The sequence below is a fragment of the Photobacterium sp. GJ3 genome (genome assembly GCF_018199995.1).
Classification (GTDB): Bacteria; Pseudomonadota; Gammaproteobacteria; order Enterobacterales; family Vibrionaceae; genus Photobacterium.
Genome location: NZ_CP073578.1, coordinates 994,742 through 1,014,215, shown reverse-complemented (window position 1 = coordinate 1,014,215; position 19,474 = coordinate 994,742). Strand labels below are relative to the sequence as shown.

Genomic DNA, 19,474 nt, shown 5'->3' with positions numbered 1-19,474 from the left:
ATAATTATAAGTAATCTAATGGACTACCCCTGTCATGCGGATGACTCATCAACAAGGACTTCTGGCTTTGCAACCCCTCGCCAACATAACCATAAACAGTACTGATACTATGTATTCTTATCTTGCGAGACAGCCCGTATTAGACCGAGACAAAGCCACCATTGGCTATGAATTGCTTTTCAGAGACGGTCCCAAGAACTGTTTTCCCAATGTTCCTTCGGAAGAGGCGACGAATCGCCTGCTTTTAGATAATTTTTTTTCGAACGGTTCAAACGACATCTGTGGTGGAAAGCTGGCATTCGTCAATTTTCCTGAAAAAAGCCTGCTGCAAGGTACACCTCTACTGTTCCCGTCAAACAGCTTCGTCATTGAAGTACTGGAAGACTGCACCCCCTCAGAAGCTTTACTGACGACCGTCAAAGACTTGTTCCAACGCGGATTTCTCATCGCACTGGATGATTTTAATCCGAGTGTGGAATGGAACCGATTTCTGCCTTTCGTCCATATTGTGAAATTTGATCTGCAATTGACACCGATTGAAAAAGCACGCTTTTTTATTCGACGTCATCAGGACAAACCCATTCAGTTTCTGGCAGAAAAAGTAGAAACGTATGCGGAATTTCAGGAAGCAAAAGCTGCGGGGTTTCATTTGTTTCAGGGCTATTTCTTCAGCAGACCTGAAATGATGCAGCAAAAAACCCTCAGCCCCTCCGCACTGACAACACTCCGGCTGTATCAGCAAATCTGTCAGGACGATGTGAATTTCGACGCCGCCGAAGAAGTCATCGCGACCGATTTATCTCTTTCTTATAAATTGCTCCGGCACGTCAATGCGATAACTTCAAACCGGGCCGTACCAATCTCATCGTTCAAACAGGCACTGGTTTATCTGGGACAGGAAAGGTTACGCCGGTTTATCAGTTTTGTCGCGACCTCCCATGTCACCAAAAACAAGCCACCATCCTTATATTGCCTGTCCTTACAGCGTGCGCATTTGTGTGAGTTACTGGCCGAGGACATCTCTCCGAAACTCAACAGTAACCGTGCCTTTCTGACCGGCCTGTTTTCCATGCTGGATTCATTACTGGATCAGCCGATGGATGTGCTGATCCCGATGCTGCCACTGGATATCACTATTCAGGATGCGCTGATTCAGCGCAATGGTGAGCTGGGATATCTGTTGTCACTCGTCTGTGCTTACGATCAGGCAGACTGGTCGCAGGTTGATGCGATGTGCAAACAGCTGGGATTGCAAAACGAAAACGTTGCGAAGCGCTATCTGGAATCCGTAGAATGGGTCACCCGCATTGAAGAACTGCAATAACCCATGAAAGATACAACTGTTTGCCCCTGCGGCAGCCGAAAACCACTCGAAACCTGCTGTGCTCCCGTCCATCTTAACCCATCAGCTGCGAGCCACCCGGAGCAGCTGATGCGGGCGCGTTACAGTGCGCATGTACTGGGACTGGTTGATTTTGTTGTGAATACCTATCACCCCAGTTGTGAGGCAGGGCAGTATCGTGATGCTATTGCTGAGTCCATTCACAGTGAATGGCTGGGCCTGGAAGTCCTTGGCAGCAGTCTTGCCAGCAATACCGAGGGATACGTTGAATTCAAGGCCTTTTATCGTGAACAGGGCGAGGAGTGCTGTTTGCACGAGAATTCACGCTTTTTACGGGAAACGGTCGGGAACCAGCTGCAATGGTTCTACATCGACGGCGAATACCCTTCCCCGAAAGCAGACGAGAAAACAGGCAGAAACGACCCTTGCCCTTGTGGCAGCGGGAAGAAATTTAAAAAATGTTGCCTGTAATCGCATGCCGCTGCGCCAGACGGACACTCAAGAAAATTTGAAAATGTACTAATTAACTGTTGCAAAATCTCAAGAGCTTGGTTAGTGTGAATGACACGTTCAAAGTCAATAACGATTTAGACAGAGCAAATAATTATGCGTATCCCAATGGTTAATCTACAACATCATCACCATCATCCTGACTAGTCTTTCAGGAGGATACGCCTCATCTGGAAGACGAGAATTCGCCTCTTCCAGTGGTCGCTACAACAAAGCAGCATTCAGACCCCCGGAAGAGAAATCTTCCGGGGGTTTTTCGTTTTAGCACTCAATAAAAAATTGAAATCAAGCATATAGGGAATGTCATCATGCAGACACAACGACTGAGAATCGCAATACAAAAGAAAGGACGTCTGAGCACAGAGTGTAAAGATTTGCTGAAGCGCTGTGGCGTGAAGTTCAATCTGATCGGTGAGCGTTTGGTTGTTCACAGTGAAAATATGCCCATCGACTTATTACTCGTTCGTGATGATGACATTCCCGGTCTGATTATGGATGGCGTGGTTGATTTAGGTTTTATTGGAGAAAATGAACTGGAAGAAGTCGGCCTTGAACGTGCTGCCCGGAATGAGCCGAGCAACTACGTGAAACTGCGCCGGTTGGATTTCGGTGGTTGCCGTCTCTCCATCGCCATCGACAAGGATGAAGACTACAATGGTCCTCAGGATCTGCAAGGCAAGCGTATCGCGACCACTTATCCGCAATTGGTAAAACGTTATATGAGCGAGCAAGGTGTGTCTTTCAGCACCTGTATGCTGAACGGCTCCGTTGAAGTTGCGCCTCGCGCCGGACTGGCGGATGCGATCTGTGATTTGGTCTCAACAGGTGCAACGCTGGAAGCCAACGGCCTGAAAGAAGTCGAAGTCATTCTTCAGTCAAAAGCCGTGCTGATTCAGCGCAGCGGCGATTTCAGCGCCGACAAACAAGCCTTGATCGAGCGCTTACTGACCCGGATGCAGGGTGTGATTCAGGCAAAAGAATCCAAGTACATCATGCTGCACGCGCCAACCGAATGTCTGGAGCAGGTCACCGCCCTTCTGCCAGGTGCCGAAGACCCAACGGTGCTGCCACTGTCCCACGATAAAACCCGCGTAGCTGTTCACCTGGTCAGTTCCGAAAACCTGTTCTGGGAAACTATGGAACAACTCAAAGCACTGGGCGCAAGTTCAATTCTGGTTCTGCCGATTGAGAAAATGATGGAGTGATCCCCATGAAGACGGTTGTATGGCAATCTCTGAGTGAAGCACAGCGTGAATCCCTGTTACAGCGTCCGGCAATTTCAGCAGGTCAGGATATTTCCGCCATCGTCCGCGATGTGATCGCCGATGTTCGTGCGCGTGGCGACGAAGCCCTGCTGGATCTGACTGAGAAATTCGACAAAATCCGGCCTGAATCCATCAAAGTCTCGCCGGAAGCCATTGAAGCGGCCGCAAACCGCTTGTCGGACGACATGAAGCAAGCGCTCCAGCAGGCCTACAGCAACATTGCCAAGTTCCACAAAGCGCAGAAAACCAAGCCGCTACAGGTGGAAACCCAACCCGGCGTGATTTGTGAGCAGGTCACCCGTCCGATCAATGCCGTTGGCCTGTATATTCCGGGCGGGAGCGCGCCCCTACCATCAACAGTCCTGATGCTGGGTGTACCGGCACAGATTGCAGGCTGCCGCCGCGTTGTTCTGTGCTCTCCGCCCCCGATTGCAGACGAGATTCTCTATGTCGCACAACTGTGTGGCATTACCGATGTGTATAACGCAGGGGGTGCACAGGCAGTTGCAGCCATGGCTTTCGGCACAGAAAGTATTGCCAAAGTCGATAAGATTTTTGGCCCGGGCAATGCGTTTGTGACCGAAGCCAAACGACAGGTCAGCAACGACTTCAATGGCGCCGCCATTGACATGCCTGCCGGTCCGTCGGAAGTGATGGTGATCGCCGACAGTACGGCAGATCCGGAATTCATCGCGGCTGACCTGCTCAGTCAGGCTGAACACGGCCCGGATTCGCAGGTCGTGCTGGTCACGCCGGATCCAAGCATGGCCGATCGCGTTGCCGATGCCATTGGCCGCCAACTGCAAAGCCTGTCCCGGGCAGATATTGCACGGCAGGCACTGGGCGCCAGCCTGATGATCATTGCAGACAGCATCACACAGTGCGTCTCGATTTCAAATCACTATGGTCCGGAGCACCTGATCGTTCAAACCCGTAACCCGCGTGAACTGGTCTCCCTGCTGGACAATGCCGGATCGATTTTCCTGGGCCACTGGTCGCCGGAATCGGTCGGTGACTATGCGTCCGGCACCAACCATGTGCTGCCGACCTATGGCTACACCAAAACCTACTCCAGCCTGGGGCTGGCCGATTTCACCAAGCGCATGACCGTTCAGGAACTGAGTGCGGACGGCTTGCTGGGCCTGGCCCCAACGGTTGAAACCATGGCAACTGCAGAAGGCCTGGATGCGCACCGCCGTGCGGTCAGCATCCGGGTCGAAAAAATCAAACTGTCTTCCACCAGCCCATCGACGATGAAAGAGGCTTAATATGAATCCTAAACTACTGGCTCGTAAAACCGTTCGCGACATGACTCCCTATCAGTCGGCACGCCGTCTGGGTGGCAGCGGTGATATCTGGCTGAATGCCAACGAGTCTCCTTTCGTCAATGAATACAACATTCAGTGCGATCGGCTGAACCGTTACAGTACCTGCCAGCCCACTGCCCTGATTGAAGCTTATGCGAATTATGCCGGAGTGGATCCATCTCAGGTGCTGACCTCCCGGGGGCCGATGAAGGCATTGAACTGCTGATTCGCACATTCTGCGAGACCAAACAAGACAGCATTCTTTACTGTCCGCCAACCTACGGCATGTACAGCATCAGCGCAGAAACCTTTGATGTCGGCGTCAAGCAAGTCCCGTTGACGCAGGACTGGCAGTTGGATCTGACCGCAATCGGCGACAACCTGGACGGCGTGAAGCTGGTTTTCGTCTGCAGCCCGAACAATCCAACAGGCAACCTGATCCGTCGTGAAGATATTATCGAGCTGCTGAATATAACGCAGGACAAAGCGCTCGTGGTGATGGATGAAGCCTATATTGACTTCTGCCCGGAAGCATCCACCGTCGATCTGCTGGCGGAATATTCCAATCTGGTGATTCTGCGCACCCTGTCCAAAGCATTCGCACTGGCCGGGCTCCGCTGTGGCTTCACTCTAGCCAATCCGGCAGTCATTGAGCTGCTGCTCAAAGTGATTGCACCTTATCCGGTTCCCGTACCAGTTGCTGACATTGCGATTCAGGCGCTGTCTCCTGCCGGACTGGCGAAAACCAAATTCCAGGTCCTGGATCTGAGCGCCAATCGCGCTTATCTGCAGGCCGGTTTGAGCATGCTGCCGGGCGTCACGGTTTATGATGGTTATGGCAACTACCTGCTGGTGCGTTTTCCGGACGGTAACGCTTTATTTCAGGCCCTGTGGGACAGCGGCATTATTCTGCGTCGTTCCCCGATTGAAAACTGCATTCGCATCAGTATCGGCAGCCGGGATGAATGTGAAAAAACACTGGCCTTCATTCGTGCCCAGATCGACAAGATTTCGTAATTTGGAAGGATCCTATTGTGAGCAAGGAAAAAATACTCTTTATCGACCGTGACGGCACGCTGATTGTCGAACCGCCTGTGGACTTCCAGGTCGATCGCTTGGATAAGCTGGCCCTTGAACCTGCGGTCATTCCTGCCCTGCTGAAATTGCAGGATGCCGGTTACCGGCTGGTGATGGTCACCAATCAGGATGGTCTGGGGACAGACAGTTATCCGCAGGCTGACTTTGATGCACCCCATCAGATGATGATGGACATTTTCGAGTCGCAGGGTGTGCAGTTCGACGATGTCCTGATCTGCCCGCATTTTGACCACGACAATTGCAGTTGCCGCAAACCCAAGCTGGGGCTGGTGAAAGATTATCTGCAACAGGGCCGTGTCGACTTTGCAACCTCCGCCGTGATTGGCGATCGTCAGACTGACTTGCAACTGGCCGATAACATGGCCATTCGTGGCATTCAGTATAATCGCGATACTATGGGCTGGGCACAGATTGTTACCGACCTCACCACACGCCCGCGCATTGCTGAAGTCGTCCGTAAAACCAAGGAAACCGATATCTGGGTTCGGGTCAATCTGGATCAGTCAGGCGGTAACGTCATCCAGACAGGTCTGGGCTTTTTCGACCACATGCTGGATCAAATTGCCACCCATGGCGGGTTCCAGCTCCAGCTGACCGTCGACGGTGATTTGCATATTGATGATCACCACAGCGTCGAAGATGCTGCGCTGGCACTGGGTCAGGCGCTGAAAGAAGCGCTGGGCGATAAGCGCGGGATTGGCCGCTTTGGTTTCAGCTTACCGATGGATGAATGTCTGGCACAGTGTGCGCTGGATCTGTCGGGCCGCCCTTACCTGAAGTTCGATGCAAGCTTCAGCCGCGAGAACGTGGGTGATCTGTCCACCGAAATGGTGCCGCACTTCTTCCGTTCACTCACGGATACACTGGCCTGTACCCTGCACCTGTCTTCCGACGGCGACAATGATCACCACATCGTGGAAAGTTTATTTAAAGCTTTCGGCCGCACCCTGCGTCAGGCCATTCGCGTCGATGGGAATGAACTGCCAAGCAGTAAAGGGGTCCTGTAATGACACAAACATCACAACAAGTCGTCATCATTGATACCGGCTGCGCGAATGTGTCCTCGGTCCGGTTTGCCATTGAACGTCTGGGTTATGACGTGACCGTCAGCCGTGATCCAGAGGTTGTGCTCGGCGCTGACAAACTCTTTCTGCCGGGGGTGGGCACCGCCAGCGAAGCCATGAAAAATCTGACTGAGCGCGATCTGATTCGCCTCGTCAGTCAGGTCGAACAACCCCTGCTGGGCATTTGCCTCGGCATGCAGTTACTGGGCGAATATTCTGAAGAACAGGGCCAGAATGGCACAGAACAGGTTCCCTGCCTGAATCTGTGTCCGGCACCGGTTGTAAAAATGGAGACCGGCGAATTGCCTCTGCCCCACATGGGCTGGAACACCATCACGCCGGAACCGGAACACCCGCTCTTCAAAGATATTCCTGAAGGCACTTACTTTTACTTTGTACACAGCTACGCCATGCCCGCCTTCAACACTGAACAAGGGCGTACCATCGCCCATTGCGATTACGGCAAGCCTTTTACTGCCGCCGTTCAAAGCGGCAATTATTACGGCGTGCAATTTCACCCGGAGCGTTCCGGCAAAGCGGGCGCACAGCTCATCAAAAACTTTCTCGAAATGTAGGATGACAAGGACTGCTTATGATTATTCCCGCACTCGATTTAATTGAAGGTCAGGTCGTCCGTCTTTTTCAGGGGGATTACGGCCAGGTCACTGAATATCAAGTGAACCCTGCAGAGCAGTTTGCACTGTACCATCAAGCTGGTGCCGACTGGCTCCACCTCGTGGATCTGACCGGTGCGAAAGACACTTCAGCAAGACAGTTGGATTTGATTCGCACCCTGCTCGCCAGTACACCGGCAAAGATTCAGATTGGCGGCGGTGTTCGAACCGAACAGGATGTCGCCGACCTGCTGAATGCCGGCGCACAACGTGTGGTCGTCGGATCAACCGCCGTCAAGTCGCCGGACATGGTCAAAGGCTGGATGGAAAAATATGGCCCGGAGCACATCGTGCTGGCACTGGATGTCAATATTGATGCCGACGGCCAGCGAAAAGTTGCCGTTTCCGGCTGGCAGGAAGATTCCGGCGTCACCATTGAAGCGCTGATCGACAATTTTCAAACCGTGGGTCTGAAGCATGTACTGTGTACCGATATTTCCAGAGACGGCACACTGGCAGGTTCCAACGTCGCCCTGTACCGGGATCTTTGCGCACAGTACCCGGATGTCCGGTTCCAGTCCTCAGGTGGCATTGGCTCATTAGATGACATTGCTGCCCTGAAAGGGACCGGCGTTGCAGGCGTGATTGTTGGCCGCGCCCTGCTGGACGGGAAGTTTACTGCAGAACAGGCCTTTGCCTGCTGGAATGAATGACAAGGAGCCTGACATGTTAGCAAAACGTATTATTCCCTGCCTGGATGTTCGGGATGGCCAGGTGGTCAAAGGGGTTCAGTTCAGGAACCATGAAATTATCGGTGACATTGTCCCACTGGCAAAACGCTATGCCGAAGAAGGGGCCGATGAATTAGTGTTTTATGATATTACCGCTTCCAGTGATGGCCGTGTGGTGGACAAAAGCTGGGTCGAACGTGTCGCAGAAGTGATCGACATTCCTTTCTGTGTGGCAGGCGGGATTAAATCTGCAGAAGATGCCCAGCAAATTTTGCAATTTGGTGCCGATAAGATTTCCATTAACTCCCCTGCGCTGGCAGACCCGGATTTAATTACCCGGCTGGCAGATAAGTTTGGTGTGCAGTGCATCGTGGTCGGCATCGATTCTTACTTTGATGCCGAGACTGGTCAATATCAGGTGTATCAGTTCACCGGCGATGAAACCCGAACTCAGGTGACGCAGTGGGAAACGGCAGACTGGATTCAGGAAGTCCAACGCCGTGGCGCCGGTGAAATTGTGCTGAACATGATGAATCAGGATGGCGTGCGCCAGGGCTATGATCTCACCCAACTGAATCTGGTCCGCGATCTGTGCCATGTCCCGCTGATCGCTTCCGGCGGTGCCGGTGAAATGACGCACTTTGCAGATGCCTTCAAGATTGCACGCGTTGACGGCGCACTGGCGGCATCCGTCTTCCACAAGCAAGTCATCAATATCGGTGAACTCAAGCAGTACCTCAAACAACAACAGGTGGAGATCCGACTATGAACCTGAGCAGTGAAATTAATTGGGACAAGGTGAATGGTCTGGTGCCTGCCGTCGTCCAGGACAGCCGTAGCGGCCAGGTGCTGATGCTGGGCTATATGAATGATGAAGCGCTGCATCAAACGCTGGAAACCCGTCAGGTAACTTTCTGGTCGCGCAGTAAACAACGTCTTTGGACCAAAGGTGAATCTTCAGGCAATGTGCTGCAGCTCAGACAAATCCAGCTCGACTGCGATCAGGACACCCTGCTGGTCAGTGCTGAACCTGTCGGGCCGACTTGCCATCTGGGAACGACGACCTGCTTCGATCAAGGCACCACCAGCGACGGTGAATCTGCCACTGTCCCTGATCTGGTGTTTCTTCACCGACTGGAGCAATTGCTGGCAGCCCGTAAAGGCGCCGATCCCGAATCGTCCTATACCGCCAGCCTTTATGCCCGTGGCACCAAGCGGATTTCGCAGAAGGTGGGTGAAGAAGGCGTTGAAGTCGCGCTTGCGGCAACGTCGGGTGACAAGGCGGAAGTCATCTCTGAGTCGGCGGATTTGATGTACCACCTGATTGTATTACTTCAGGACCAGGGGTTGAGTCTGTCGGATGTGATTGCAAAACTTCAGGAACGCCACACAGGCGGCTGAGCCGTCAGTGTGTTCTGATATTCGGCAGATTTGAATCCCGCATCAGTGAAAAAAGTTCATTAAAAAAAGGAAGCCTTTCTCGGCTTCCTTTGAATACAAATCAACACAACCGATCAGAGTGATGCGGCCGTCTCATTTGCTTCCTCAATCGCTTCTTTATAATGCTTACGGCACACAGAGACATACCTGTCATTGCCCCCAATTTCAACCTGATCCCCATCAGCAATGGCTTTGCCAGAGGCATCATGCCGAATGACCATATTGGCTTTCCGGCCACAATGACACACGGTCTTCAGTTCCACCAATTTGTCTGACCAGGCCAGCAAATACTGACTTCCCTCAAACAATTCGCCCCTGAAGTCTGTGCGCAAGCCATAGCAAAGCACCGGAATATCCAGTTTATCGACGACCTCAGTCAGTTGATGAACCTGAGCTTTAGTCAGAAACTGGCACTCATCGACCAGCACGCAATCCACACGTGACACCTGATTCATCCGGGACAGTTTCTCCCACAAGTTATCCTCTGTGCCGTACAGCTCTGCATCCTCAGACAAGCCAATCCGGGAGCTGACCTTACCTGTGCCAAAACGGTTATCAATCGCCGCGGTAAAAATAACCGGTCTCATCCCGCGTTCGCGATAGTTAAACGACGACTGCAGCAGGGTCGTTGATTTCCCGGCATTCATGGCCGAGTAATAAAAATACATTTGTGCCATCAGGCTATCCGCTCAACTCTGAATAACGGCTGATGCTACCGAAGATAGATGTTCATTGGAAGCAGATCACTGCTGATCAGGACATTCCGTAACAATTCGTGCAGGAAACAAACTTCCGCCCATAAAAAAACCGGTTGAGCAGAGGCTCAACCGGTTGAATTTTTCACGGTGGCACACAATTACCGGACGGCTTCGCGAGTCCCTTTCAACGGCTGCTTCGCCAGCCAGCCAAGGCCGACACACACCAGCAGGAAGGTAACTGTTGCCGCCATAAACGATACAGCCAGCGAGTCTGTCATCCCCAGAACCACGTAACCAACCGATGCAACCAACGCGACAGCTAACGCATAAGGGAGCTGGGTCGACACATGGTCCATATGATGACAGCGGGCACCGGTTGAAGACAGAATTGTGGTATCCGAAATCGGGGAACAATGGTCGCCAAAAACAGAACCGGCCAAAACCGCTGCCAGTACCGGCAACATTAAGCTAATTTCAGTCGCCGCCGCCAAATCACCGGCAATCGGCAACATGATGCCAAATGTGCCCCAGGACGTTCCGGTAGAAAAAGCCATCAGGCCAGACAGCAAAAATAAAATCACAGGCAACCAAACCGGATCAATATTGCCCTGAACCAGCGTTGACAGGAATTGACCTGTTGCCATATCACTGATCACACTGCCAATTGTCCAGGCAAAGAACAGAATCAAAATGGCACCGAACATAGATTTGGCACCAATCCACAGTGCGTGCAGCACTTGTTTGGCCGGCATTTTCTGACGACCGACAGCAATCAGCGAGGACAGTAATCCCAGCAGTCCACCATAACAGAGCGAAGCACCCACATTTGTTGATTCAAATGCCCCCAGAACTGAGAAAGTTTTCCCGTCAGCGGCTAAACTCTGGCTGCCGGTATAAATCATAAAGAATAAGGTGGCTGCAACCAGAACCAGAATCGGAATAATCAGATCGCCGACTTTCCCTTTTTCACTTTCTTCGATTTCCAGCTCATCATTCAGATCTTTTGCTTCAGCATGTATTTCATCGCTGTCAAATCCGCGGGCATGGCTGGCATGCACTTCATGCTTTTTCATCAGGCCAACATCCAATTGGAACCAGGCCACAACAAAAACCATGAGCAGTGCGAATACCGCATAAAAGTTCATTGGGGCAAGCTGAATAAATGCACTCAGCGCAGAATATTCAGTAACACCATGTGAAACCAGAATACCGCCAACAACTGTAATGATATATGCACCCCAACTTGAAGCTGGCATCAGAACACACATCGGTGCCGCAGTCGAATCGAGAATATAGGCCAGCTTCGAACGGGAAACATAAAAACGATCCGTCACAGGGCGGGAAATAGAACCGACTGCAAGACTGTTAAAATAGTCGTCAACGAAAATAAAGACCCCAAGAAATGCGGCCAGTAGTTTGGCGCCACGCTTGCTCTTGATTTTCGTTTGTGCCCACTGAGCAAACGCCCGGGTTCCGCCCGACAGCGTTAAGAGTGCTGTTGTCATCCCTAATAAGAGCAAGAAGGCAACAATGCTCATATTCCAGGTGTTCAGGCCACCATCCTCAATAAAGAGGGCTTTCACCTTATGACTGAGATAGGTAATAGAATGACCTGCACTCAAGTCTGTGAGTAATAATGTGCCCATCAGGATACCAACACCTAATGAAAGCAGGACCCGTCGGGTCAAAATCGCCAGGCTTAATGCCACTAAAGGCGGCAATAATGAAATTGAAGATTGGGAAAAATCGATAAGGTTCATGATCTCTACTACAACCGATTCAGGTTGGAGATCTACTGCTGAACACAGTTTCCACCGTGTTGGGAAGCGACATAGGAAGGAAGCAAAATGCTTCTCCAGACCCCACAGTAGCGCTCCATAGTTAATTGTAAGTTACTATGGCAGTGTTGTCCCTGTTCGATGACAACCCCAGCAAGGCGAATTGACGGTTCAACCTCACTTCGGCACTGGCTCCTTTCACTGACGCTCATCGGGGTCACCTCCCGTCAGTTACTGATAGACAATGCACCTCTACCCTTAGTCAAGGAATCGCGTATTCTACGTTTTGTTATCTAATTTGCAACCATGAAAGCACAACTTTAACCAAGTGAGCTGAATCACGACTGACCATTCGTTTGAATTTACTTACATTTACATCTGATAATACAGGCAAAGAATATGAACCGATGAGCATTTAATTGGTTCAGTGAATTAGAGATGTCTCAAATTAATTACAAGCGAAAAAGTGAACCTCTCCCTTTTTCTGAAGATAATTAAGCAGACACGTATAAAAAATACGCAATTTATTTTCCTGTTTTAGAAATTTCATTTGGCAGATGGCTTTAAAAAGTATTACTATTGCTGTTATAAAGTTTACCGCTAATTATTAGTATAACATCTACAGGAATCTTGAAATGTCTGATGCAATGAAAGCGCTATTAAATCTACGTAGTCTTCGTGCTACTGCCCGCGAATATTCTCTGGAGCAACTGAAAGAAGCACTGGAAAAACTTCAGACCGTTGTAGCTGAACGTGAAGAAGTAGAAGCTGAAGAAGTCGCAAAAGAAAAAGAGCGTGAAGAGAAACTGAAGCAATACCGTGACATGCTGATGGCTGATGGTATTGACCCGGAAGAGCTGATGGCAAACATTGGTAAAGCAAAAACCAAGCGTGCTGCTCGTCCGCCAAAATACAAGTTCATCGACGAAAACGGTGAAGAGAAAACCTGGACTGGCCAGGGCCGTACGCCAAGTGCACTGAAAAAAGCACTGGACGAAGGTAAATCTCTGGACGATTTCAAAATTTAATCGTACTGATTCAATAGAAAAGCCCGGCAAACAGAAATGTCCAACTTTATGGGGTCACTTCACATTGCCGGGCTTTTTCATTTCATCCTGAGTGCACTTTGCGTATACCAGCCATGCTTCAGGATTTGCTTAACGAATACTGTCTGCAAGTGTGCTGACAGCCAGTGCAAAGTAATGTGAGCGGTTCCATTTCAGGAGTGTCTGGTAATTCCCATACACAAGGTAAGCCCGCCCATGATTATCATCCGGCTGAACCAGCCACGCCTGAATATCCACCTGAGGTAAAGCTGCGCCATTCAGTCGACGCACACCTAACGCCTGCCATTCAGATAAGGTTTTTCCTTTCTGCAACTCGACCCCTTTCAGACTGTCACTCAAGCTGTCCGGAATCGTGACTTGACGGCCCCAGGTATAAGTGTCATTCCAGCCTGACTTGCTCAGATAATTCGCGGCTGACGCAAAAACATCATCTTCAGTCTTCCAGATATCCGCTTTCCCATCACCATTTCCATCGACGGCAAAAGTCAGATAGGACGTTGGCATAAACTGAGGTTGTCCCATTGCACCTGCCCAGGAACCTTTCATGTCTGATGCATGGATGTGACCTTGCTGAAGGATCGTCAGCGCAGCCATCACCTGATCACGAAAAAAAGCTTCCCGTCGGCCTTCATAAGCCAAGGTGCTGAGTGCTTCGATCACATTGTAAGAGCCGGTCAGTTTACCGAAATTACTTTCAACACCCCACAGCGCAACGATGAAGCGTGGCTGTACGCCATACTGGCGCCCGATACGCTCCAGCGCTTGTTTGTGTTGGCGATAATATCGATTCGCCTGATCGATTTTCCATTGCGGCACAGCTTTGGGTAAATATTCATCCAGTGTCAGCTTTTTCTCTGGCTGATTCTTATCCGCTGTGACAGCACGTTCAATGAACTGAACACCGGCAAATGCTTCCGCCAGAATTGAATCATCAATTCCTTTCGAACGCGCTTCCTGTTTCAAGCCAATGATATAGTCATCAAAACCTTCATCTGCCGACGCCATCGGCGATGAAATACCAATTCCTAAGGCCACCAGACCTACGAGCCATTGCTTACGCATATCCATCCTTTCACCATCAGGTATTATTCCGTGATTTATTTGCTTTATATTCATCCAAAAGATTAGTCACTGGTGGCGGTAATTGCAGATAATAACCCTGCGTTGTCAGCGATTCTCTGACCTTACTGATGTCCGCCAGCGCCAGTTTTCTCCCTTCAACCAGTTTCAGAACCATCACGAACTGAGGCTTGCCAAATGTGCTCAGTAAGGCTTCCGGAACCTCGGAGAAATCATCTTTTGTCTTGATATATAAGTAGGTATTTTCTTTTTTTGGGCTTTTATAAATTGAACACAACATAAACCAACCTGCAGGTTACCTTTCACCACTATCTGACCACGAGAAAAGGAAAACATTCCTTTGCAGAGGCCTTAGGGGCTTTTCTCTGCCCTCTCATGCTCATCATTTAATCTTTATGCAGAACTCTGACATGGAGAACTTGCTGAGACCTGCCGGGGAATATAACATGCTATAACCTATGTGATAACGTACCTGAGCGCGAAATTCTCCGCGCAGAAGAATAAGCCATGACAAAAACGGCAGAACTGAAAGGGAGCAGCTACACGCTCTCATCATTACATTTGGCAGACGGCGGATTGGATCAGGCAATCACTTTCCTGAAAGATAAAGTCGAGCAGGCGCCCGCTTTCTTTGCCCATGCACCGCTTGTGATTGATGTCAGTCAGTCCAGTCATGAGCAGCTGGATTTTGAACAGCTTCGACAAGGGATTCAGGATGCAGGCATGATTCCTGTGGGGATCAGTGGTTGTAAGCCGTCACACCTGCAAGCGCAGGCGAAATCGGCAGGCTTTGCCATCATGAACGCAGCGAAGCAGGCCAAAGCGACGAGCCCAGTCATGCAACCGACAAAAGTTGTCCGTGCGCCCGTTCGCTCAGGACAACAGATTTATGCTAAAAATTGCGATCTCGTCGTATTGAATCATGTCAGTGCAGGTGCTGAAATCATTGCAGATGGATGCATTCATATTTATGGATGCCTGCGAGGCAGAGCGATTGCTGGCGCGAGCGGAGAAAACCACGCTCAGATTTTCTGCCATAATTTACAATCGGAATTGATATCCATCGCCGGAAATTACTGGTTGAGCGATAAAATTCACGACACCTTTTGGGGAAAGAGTGTCGTTATCTCACTGACAGACAACAATTTAAATATAGAGCATCTGGCTGTATAACTTTGAAAAGGAATAAACAGATGGCACGAATTATCGTGGTGACCTCAGGTAAAGGTGGCGTTGGAAAAACGACTTCCAGTGCGGCCATTGCGTCTGGCCTCGCACTAAAAGGCAAGAAGACCGCCGTCATCGACTTTGATATTGGCTTGCGAAACCTGGATCTGATCATGGGCTGCGAACGCCGGGTTGTCTTTGATTTCGTCAATGTCATTAACGGTGAAGCCAAACTGAATCAGGCACTGATTAAAGATAAACGCGTAGAAAACCTGTTCGTGCTCCCTGCTTCCCAAACCCGGGATAAAGATGCACTGAGCAAAGAAGGCGTAGAAAAAGTTCTGAAAGAACTGGATGAAATGGGTTTCGATTTCATAATCTGTGACTCGCCGGCTGGGATTGAGACTGGCGCGCTGATGGCTCTCTATTTTGCAGACGAAGCCATTGTCACCACCAACCCGGAAGTTGCTTCCGTTCGTGACTCGGACCGCATCCTGGGCATCCTGGATTCCAAATCGCGCCGAGCAGAGAACAGCGAATCTTCTGTGAAGCAACATTTGCTGCTGACCCGGTATAACCCATCTCGCGTGACACTGGGTGACATGCTGAGTGTGGCCGATGTTGAAGAGATTCTGCACATTCCTCTGCTGGGTGTGATTCCGGAAAGCCAGTCTGTTCTGAATGCGTCAAACAAAGGTGAACCTGTGATCTTTGATTCAGAATCAGATGCAGGCCAAGCCTATGAGGACACGGTCGCACGTTTGCTGGGTGAAGAACGCCCGTTCAGATTCATTGAGGAAGAGAAGAAAGGCTTCCTGAAACGAATATTCGGAGGCTAATGACATATGGCTTTGCTAGAGTTCTTCCGCCCCAAAAAACAGTCGACCGCGAGTGTGGCGAAAGAAAGGCTGCAGATCATTGTTGCTGAACGTCGCTCAGGCTCTATGGGAGACCCAAGTTACCTGCCGCAACTCAAGCAGGATATCCTGGATGTCATCCGACGGTATGTAGACGTGTCCCCTGAACACGTCACGGTACATCTTGACCAGAAAGAAGAAGATTTGTCGGTTCTGGAATTGAATGTGACCTTACCTGATGAGAAATAAAAAAATCCCCGGCACATCTGGCCGGGGATTTTTTTGAATGATGAGATGCATTTTATTTTTGAATCAAAGGTAAAATGCGATGCGCAAAGAGTGCGTGCCGCCAGGTAGACAGCATTTCAGGCAATGCATCTTCAGGGCAGCCTTTTTTCCAGGCCCAGCTCAGAAACTGGTGAATTTGCTTTTTGGAAGCCAGGAATTCAGGCGCCAGGCCAGTGTGTGCCGACACGGCATTCACTTCATCTTTGATGTGCTTCACCATTTGTTTATAGCCAGGATAATCAACCAGCCGGGTCAGACGCGCGGGATAATCCAGCTCACTCATCTGCTCGACGTCTCGGACAAGTGCAATCAAACGGTTGCCATGACGCTGAATTTCACGCTCGTCAAAGCCTTCCTGCGCCATCACAGCTTTCGAGGTGATTTCAAACCGCGCCACTTTCCAGAGGTTCAGCTCTTTGAAAACGAAGTTCAGGGCCAAATCGCGTTTTCTGGCTTCCTTCAAACGCCATGCCGCGAGCTTTTGTAAAATCGCCAGTTGCTTCGGGGAAAGCTGCCAGGCATTTTTGATGTCCTGATACACCTGCATGTCATCAATCACCCGGCTACGCTTCACCAGCAAAGTATTACACTCTTGCTGCAAGGCATCCATCCAGCCGTTCGCTTCCACACCAGCCAGTAATTTTTCATACAGTGGGAGCAGATAAAACACATCCGCCGCCGCATAATCCAACTGCTTTGCCGTTAACGGACGCGCCAGCCAATTCGTTCTCGCCTCACCTTTCTCAAGTTCAACGCCTAAGTATTCCTGAACCAGTGCGCCAAAACCTGTTGAGAGACCATGTCCCAGGAAAGCCGCCATGATCTGCGTATCAACCATAGGGGTCGGCATACAGCCCGCCACGGACTGAAAGACTTCCAGATCTTCTCCGCAGGCATGAAGCACCTTAATGACAGCCGGGTTTTGAAGTAAATCCCAGAGCGGAGACATATCGGTGAGTGCCAGCGGATCGATTAATGATAACCGCTCACCGTCATACAGCTGAATCAGACCAAGCTGGGCAAATAAGGTTCTTGTCCGGACAAATTCGGTATCCAGCATCACTGCCGGGTACTGACTGGCCAGCTGACATACTTCTGCGAGTCTGTCGTTTGTTGTTATGATTTCAAAGTTCAAAACGCACCTTTACATCAGACCAAATCAGCCTGTTCAATTTATACCAATCAAAGTAAGTAAGTGATCAAAAATAGCGCAGGAAAAATGTTTGAGAACAAGGCAGATTTTTTAGATAAGTAGTTATTCTACAATCAAAAAATCTAACGCAGATATCGAACATTTTAACAAGCTAGGATGACCAGTTATTTACTGCGATTGGTATGACGTGGCATGAAAATTAAAGTGCCGGCGAATCCACCGGCACAAACTTGGGTTCAGTGTATCGTATTTTACGAGATTATGCTTGCGCGGTCTCTTTCTGAGCCTGCTGGTCTGACTCTTCACGCAAAGCACGACGCAATATCTTACCAACATTGGTTTTCGGCAACTCATCCCGGAATTCAACCAATCGCGGTACTTTATAACCGGTGAGATATTGTCGGCAATGGGCCAGCAGTTCATCTTTCGTCAGACTTGGATCGCGTTTGACCACACAAATTTTGACGACTTCACCCGAGGTTTCATGGGGCTGACCAATGGCGGCCACTTCCAGCACTTTTCCGTGCAGCGCGACAACGTCTTCAATTTCATTCGGGTAAACGTTAAAGCCAGAGACCAGGATCATGTCTTTTTTCCGGTCGACAATATGCAGGAAACCGTCTTCATCAAAACGCACCACATCACCGGTCGACAGCCAGCCATCTTCGGTCAGCACATCTCGGGTTGCTTCAGGACGTTGCCAGTAGCCTTTCATCACCTGCGGACCACGGACCTGCAGCTCGCCGGTCTGGTCCATCGCCAGCACCTGGCCTTCATCATCGACAATCCGAATCTCAGTTGAAGAGACCGGTAGACCGATTGAGCCATTGTAGACCGTCAGATCATGCGGATAAGCCGCAACCAGAGGCGAACATTCAGTCAGGCCATAGCCTTCCAGCAGATAGTTCTTGGTTGTCGCCAGCCATTTTTCAGCCACAGAGCGCTGAACCGCCATACCGCCACCCACAGACAAACGCAATTTGCTGAAGTCCAGCTCGTGGAAATCTTCATTGTTCAGCAGCGCATTGAACAGCGTGTTTACGCCGGTCAGCGCCGTAAACGGATAACGCTTCAGCTCTTTGACAAAGGTCGGAATATCACGCGGATTGGTGATCAGCAAATTCTGTCCGCCCATTTCGATAAACAGCAGGCAGTTCACCGTCAGTGCGAAAACGTGATACAACGGCAAAGCAGTGACCACAAATTCACGGCCTTCAAACAAGATCGGACCATAAGCGGCTTTCGCCTGCAGTACGTTCGCAATCATGTTTCTGTGGGTCAGAATCGCGCCTTTCGCAACACCCGTCGTTCCTCCGGTGTACTGCAGGAATGCCGTATCTTCAGCCTCAATCAAAGGTTTCACATACTGCATACGACGGCCTTTTTTCAGCGCCTGGTTCAGTGACGTGGCATGCGGCAGGTGGTATTTCGGCACCATCTTTTTGATGTACTTCACCACAAAGTTCACCAGCGTGCCTTTCGGACGGGACAGCTGATCGCCCAGGCTGGTCAGAATCACATGCTGAACTGCTGTGTTTCCGACAATTTTTTCCAGGGTATGTGCAAAGTTAGACACGATCACGATGGTTTTCGCGCCGGAGTCATTCAACTGATGCTCCAGTTCCCGTGGCGTGTAAAGCGGGTTAACGTTTACAACCACACAGCCTGCGCGGAGAATACCGAACAGTGCAATCGGGTATTGAAGCAGGTTTGGCATCATGACTGCCACCCGGTCACCCTTCTTCAGCTTCAGATCATTTTGCAGATAAGCAGCAAAAGCCCGGCTCCGCTCTTCCAGTTTCCTGAAAGTCATCACCTGACCCATATTGATAAATGCGGTCTGATCAGAATATTTCTGAATGGACTGTTCGAAAAGATCAACCAGAGATGAGTAACTATCTGGGTTGATTTCAGCCGGTACATCTTCCGGATAGCGGTTAAGCCAAACCTTATCCACCATGCACTCTCCTTTTATTTTTTTGGGCTTCAAACGCCATAAAATTGCTGTAGCGGAA

The 19,474-nt window shown here is 50.2% G+C and carries 19 protein-coding genes, 1 pseudogene, 1 riboswitch and 1 other annotated feature; of the genes and pseudogenes, 14 read left to right on the top strand and 6 right to left on the bottom strand.

Annotated elements, in window-relative coordinates:
- Positions 1-109: 109 nt before the first annotated feature.
- The 10 genes and pseudogenes from KDD30_RS04595 to hisIE all read left to right on the top strand — a co-directional run bounded on the left by KDD30_RS04595 (position 110) and on the right by hisIE (position 9,332).
- A complete protein-coding gene (locus tag KDD30_RS04595; protein WP_211647604.1) occupies positions 110-1,324 on the top strand; it encodes an EAL and HDOD domain-containing protein in 1,215 nt (404 codons plus the stop codon).
- A gap of 3 nt (positions 1,325-1,327) precedes the next feature.
- A complete protein-coding gene (locus KDD30_RS04590) occupies positions 1,328-1,813 on the top strand; it encodes a YchJ family metal-binding protein (RefSeq protein WP_211647603.1) in 486 nt (161 codons plus the stop codon).
- A 161-nt stretch (positions 1,814-1,974) separates the two neighbouring features.
- Positions 1,975-2,113, top strand: a sequence feature (His leader region).
- Positions 2,114-2,160: 47 nt separating this feature from the next.
- Positions 2,161-3,057, top strand: a complete 897-nt coding sequence (hisG, locus tag KDD30_RS04585) for an ATP phosphoribosyltransferase (RefSeq protein ID WP_211647602.1) — start codon at positions 2,161-2,163, stop codon at positions 3,055-3,057.
- Between the two features lie 5 nt (positions 3,058-3,062).
- Positions 3,063-4,385 (top strand): histidinol dehydrogenase, encoded by a 1,323-nt coding sequence (hisD, locus tag KDD30_RS04580; RefSeq protein ID WP_211647601.1) that lies wholly within the window; start codon positions 3,063-3,065, stop codon positions 4,383-4,385.
- Position 4,386: 1 nt separating this feature from the next.
- Positions 4,387-5,441, top strand: a pseudogene (gene hisC, locus KDD30_RS04575) (histidinol-phosphate transaminase).
- A gap of 17 nt (positions 5,442-5,458) precedes the next feature.
- Positions 5,459-6,529: a bifunctional histidinol-phosphatase/imidazoleglycerol-phosphate dehydratase HisB gene (hisB, locus tag KDD30_RS04570; protein WP_371826066.1), complete on the top strand. Its 1,071-nt coding sequence runs from the start codon at positions 5,459-5,461 to the stop codon at positions 6,527-6,529.
- Positions 6,529-7,161 (top strand): imidazole glycerol phosphate synthase subunit HisH, encoded by a 633-nt coding sequence (gene hisH / locus KDD30_RS04565; RefSeq protein ID WP_211647600.1) that lies wholly within the window; start codon positions 6,529-6,531, stop codon positions 7,159-7,161. The genes hisB and hisH overlap by 1 nt, the downstream gene beginning before the upstream one ends.
- Positions 7,162-7,178: 17 nt before the next feature.
- Positions 7,179-7,913 (top strand): 1-(5-phosphoribosyl)-5-[(5-phosphoribosylamino)methylideneamino]imidazole-4-carboxamide isomerase, encoded by a 735-nt coding sequence (hisA, locus tag KDD30_RS04560; protein ID WP_211647599.1) that lies wholly within the window; start codon positions 7,179-7,181, stop codon positions 7,911-7,913.
- A 13-nt stretch (positions 7,914-7,926) separates the two neighbouring features.
- Positions 7,927-8,700: an imidazole glycerol phosphate synthase subunit HisF gene (gene hisF, locus KDD30_RS04555; RefSeq protein WP_211647598.1), complete on the top strand. Its 774-nt coding sequence runs from the start codon at positions 7,927-7,929 to the stop codon at positions 8,698-8,700.
- Entirely contained in the window at positions 8,697-9,332 is a 636-nt protein-coding gene (gene hisIE, locus KDD30_RS04550; RefSeq protein ID WP_211647597.1) for a bifunctional phosphoribosyl-AMP cyclohydrolase/phosphoribosyl-ATP diphosphatase HisIE, read from the top strand. Before hisF ends, hisIE begins: the two co-directional genes overlap by 4 nt.
- Before the next feature lie 113 nt (positions 9,333-9,445).
- Here the strand turns inward: hisIE and KDD30_RS04545 are convergent, their stop codons facing one another.
- Together KDD30_RS04545 and KDD30_RS04540 are read right to left on the bottom strand one after the other, a co-directional pair.
- Positions 9,446-10,048: a thymidine kinase gene (locus KDD30_RS04545; protein ID WP_211647596.1), complete on the bottom strand. Its 603-nt coding sequence runs from the start codon at positions 10,046-10,048 to the stop codon at positions 9,446-9,448.
- Between the two features lie 179 nt (positions 10,049-10,227).
- The gene (locus KDD30_RS04540) at positions 10,228-11,829 is read right to left on the bottom strand and encodes a Na+/H+ antiporter NhaC family protein (RefSeq protein WP_211647595.1); all 1,602 of its coding nucleotides are present in this window, start codon (positions 11,827-11,829) and stop codon (positions 10,228-10,230) included.
- Positions 11,830-11,929: 100 nt separating this feature from the next.
- Positions 11,930-12,110, bottom strand: a riboswitch (Lysine riboswitch).
- Between the two features lie 372 nt (positions 12,111-12,482).
- On the opposite strand from KDD30_RS04540, the gene KDD30_RS04535 reads away from it, so the two are divergent.
- The gene (locus tag KDD30_RS04535; RefSeq protein WP_211647594.1) at positions 12,483-12,875 is read left to right on the top strand and encodes an H-NS family nucleoid-associated regulatory protein; all 393 of its coding nucleotides are present in this window, start codon (positions 12,483-12,485) and stop codon (positions 12,873-12,875) included.
- A 129-nt stretch (positions 12,876-13,004) separates the two neighbouring features.
- Here the strand turns inward: KDD30_RS04535 and KDD30_RS04530 are convergent, their stop codons facing one another.
- Together KDD30_RS04530 and KDD30_RS04525 are read right to left on the bottom strand one after the other, a co-directional pair.
- Positions 13,005-13,976 carry a lytic transglycosylase domain-containing protein gene (locus KDD30_RS04530; RefSeq protein ID WP_211647593.1) on the bottom strand — a complete coding sequence of 324 codons (972 nt, stop codon included), beginning with the start codon at positions 13,974-13,976 and terminating at the stop codon, positions 13,005-13,007.
- A 16-nt stretch (positions 13,977-13,992) separates the two neighbouring features.
- Positions 13,993-14,274 (bottom strand): YcgL domain-containing protein, encoded by a 282-nt coding sequence (locus KDD30_RS04525; protein WP_211647592.1) that lies wholly within the window; start codon positions 14,272-14,274, stop codon positions 13,993-13,995.
- Positions 14,275-14,501: 227 nt separating this feature from the next.
- Here KDD30_RS04525 and minC point away from each other — a divergent pair, with 227 nt between their 5' ends.
- From minC to minE, 3 genes are read left to right on the top strand one after another with little or no spacing between them, the layout of a single operon-like run.
- Complete coding sequence (minC, locus tag KDD30_RS04520) at positions 14,502-15,167, top strand: septum site-determining protein MinC (RefSeq protein WP_211647591.1); 666 nt, start codon at positions 14,502-14,504, stop codon at positions 15,165-15,167.
- 20 nt (positions 15,168-15,187) lie between these two features.
- Positions 15,188-16,000, top strand: coding sequence for a septum site-determining protein MinD (gene minD, locus KDD30_RS04515; protein WP_211647590.1), 813 nt, complete (start codon positions 15,188-15,190; stop codon positions 15,998-16,000).
- Between the two features lie 6 nt (positions 16,001-16,006).
- On the top strand, positions 16,007-16,267 hold the full coding sequence (minE, locus tag KDD30_RS04510; protein WP_211647589.1) for a cell division topological specificity factor MinE: 261 nt from the start codon (positions 16,007-16,009) through the stop codon (positions 16,265-16,267).
- Between the two features lie 52 nt (positions 16,268-16,319).
- Here the strand turns inward: minE and rnd are convergent, their stop codons facing one another.
- On the bottom strand, positions 16,320-17,441 hold the full coding sequence (gene rnd, locus KDD30_RS04505; protein WP_211647588.1) for a ribonuclease D: 1,122 nt from the start codon (positions 17,439-17,441) through the stop codon (positions 16,320-16,322).
- A 277-nt stretch (positions 17,442-17,718) separates the two neighbouring features.
- Entirely contained in the window at positions 17,719-19,416 is a 1,698-nt protein-coding gene (gene fadD / locus KDD30_RS04500) for a long-chain-fatty-acid--CoA ligase FadD (RefSeq protein WP_305800647.1), read from the bottom strand.
- Between the last annotated feature and the right edge of the window lie 58 nt (positions 19,417-19,474).

Bases quoted from the DNA above. Each gene is read 5' to 3' on its own strand.
- KDD30_RS04595 (WP_211647604.1), top strand. From the start codon at position 110: ATGTATTCTTATCTTGCGAGACAGCCCGTATTAGACCGAGACAAAGCC.
- KDD30_RS04590 (WP_211647603.1), top strand. From the start codon at position 1,328: ATGAAAGATACAACTGTTTGCCCCTGCGGCAGCCGAAAACCACTCGAA.
- hisG (WP_211647602.1), top strand. From the start codon at position 2,161: ATGCAGACACAACGACTGAGAATCGCAATACAAAAGAAAGGACGTCTG.
- hisD (WP_211647601.1), top strand. From the start codon at position 3,063: ATGAAGACGGTTGTATGGCAATCTCTGAGTGAAGCACAGCGTGAATCC.
- hisH (WP_211647600.1), top strand. From the start codon at position 6,529: ATGACACAAACATCACAACAAGTCGTCATCATTGATACCGGCTGCGCG.
- hisA (WP_211647599.1), top strand. From the start codon at position 7,179: ATGATTATTCCCGCACTCGATTTAATTGAAGGTCAGGTCGTCCGTCTT.
- hisF (WP_211647598.1), top strand. From the start codon at position 7,927: ATGTTAGCAAAACGTATTATTCCCTGCCTGGATGTTCGGGATGGCCAG.
- hisIE (WP_211647597.1), top strand. From the start codon at position 8,697: ATGAACCTGAGCAGTGAAATTAATTGGGACAAGGTGAATGGTCTGGTG.
- KDD30_RS04545 (WP_211647596.1), bottom strand. From the start codon at position 10,048: ATGGCACAAATGTATTTTTATTACTCGGCCATGAATGCCGGGAAATCA.
- KDD30_RS04540 (WP_211647595.1), bottom strand. From the start codon at position 11,829: ATGAACCTTATCGATTTTTCCCAATCTTCAATTTCATTATTGCCGCCT.
- KDD30_RS04535 (WP_211647594.1), top strand. From the start codon at position 12,483: ATGTCTGATGCAATGAAAGCGCTATTAAATCTACGTAGTCTTCGTGCT.
- KDD30_RS04530 (WP_211647593.1), bottom strand. From the start codon at position 13,976: ATGCGTAAGCAATGGCTCGTAGGTCTGGTGGCCTTAGGAATTGGTATT.
- KDD30_RS04525 (WP_211647592.1), bottom strand. From the start codon at position 14,274: ATGTTGTGTTCAATTTATAAAAGCCCAAAAAAAGAAAATACCTACTTA.
- minC (WP_211647591.1), top strand. From the start codon at position 14,502: ATGACAAAAACGGCAGAACTGAAAGGGAGCAGCTACACGCTCTCATCA.
- minD (WP_211647590.1), top strand. From the start codon at position 15,188: ATGGCACGAATTATCGTGGTGACCTCAGGTAAAGGTGGCGTTGGAAAA.
- minE (WP_211647589.1), top strand. From the start codon at position 16,007: ATGGCTTTGCTAGAGTTCTTCCGCCCCAAAAAACAGTCGACCGCGAGT.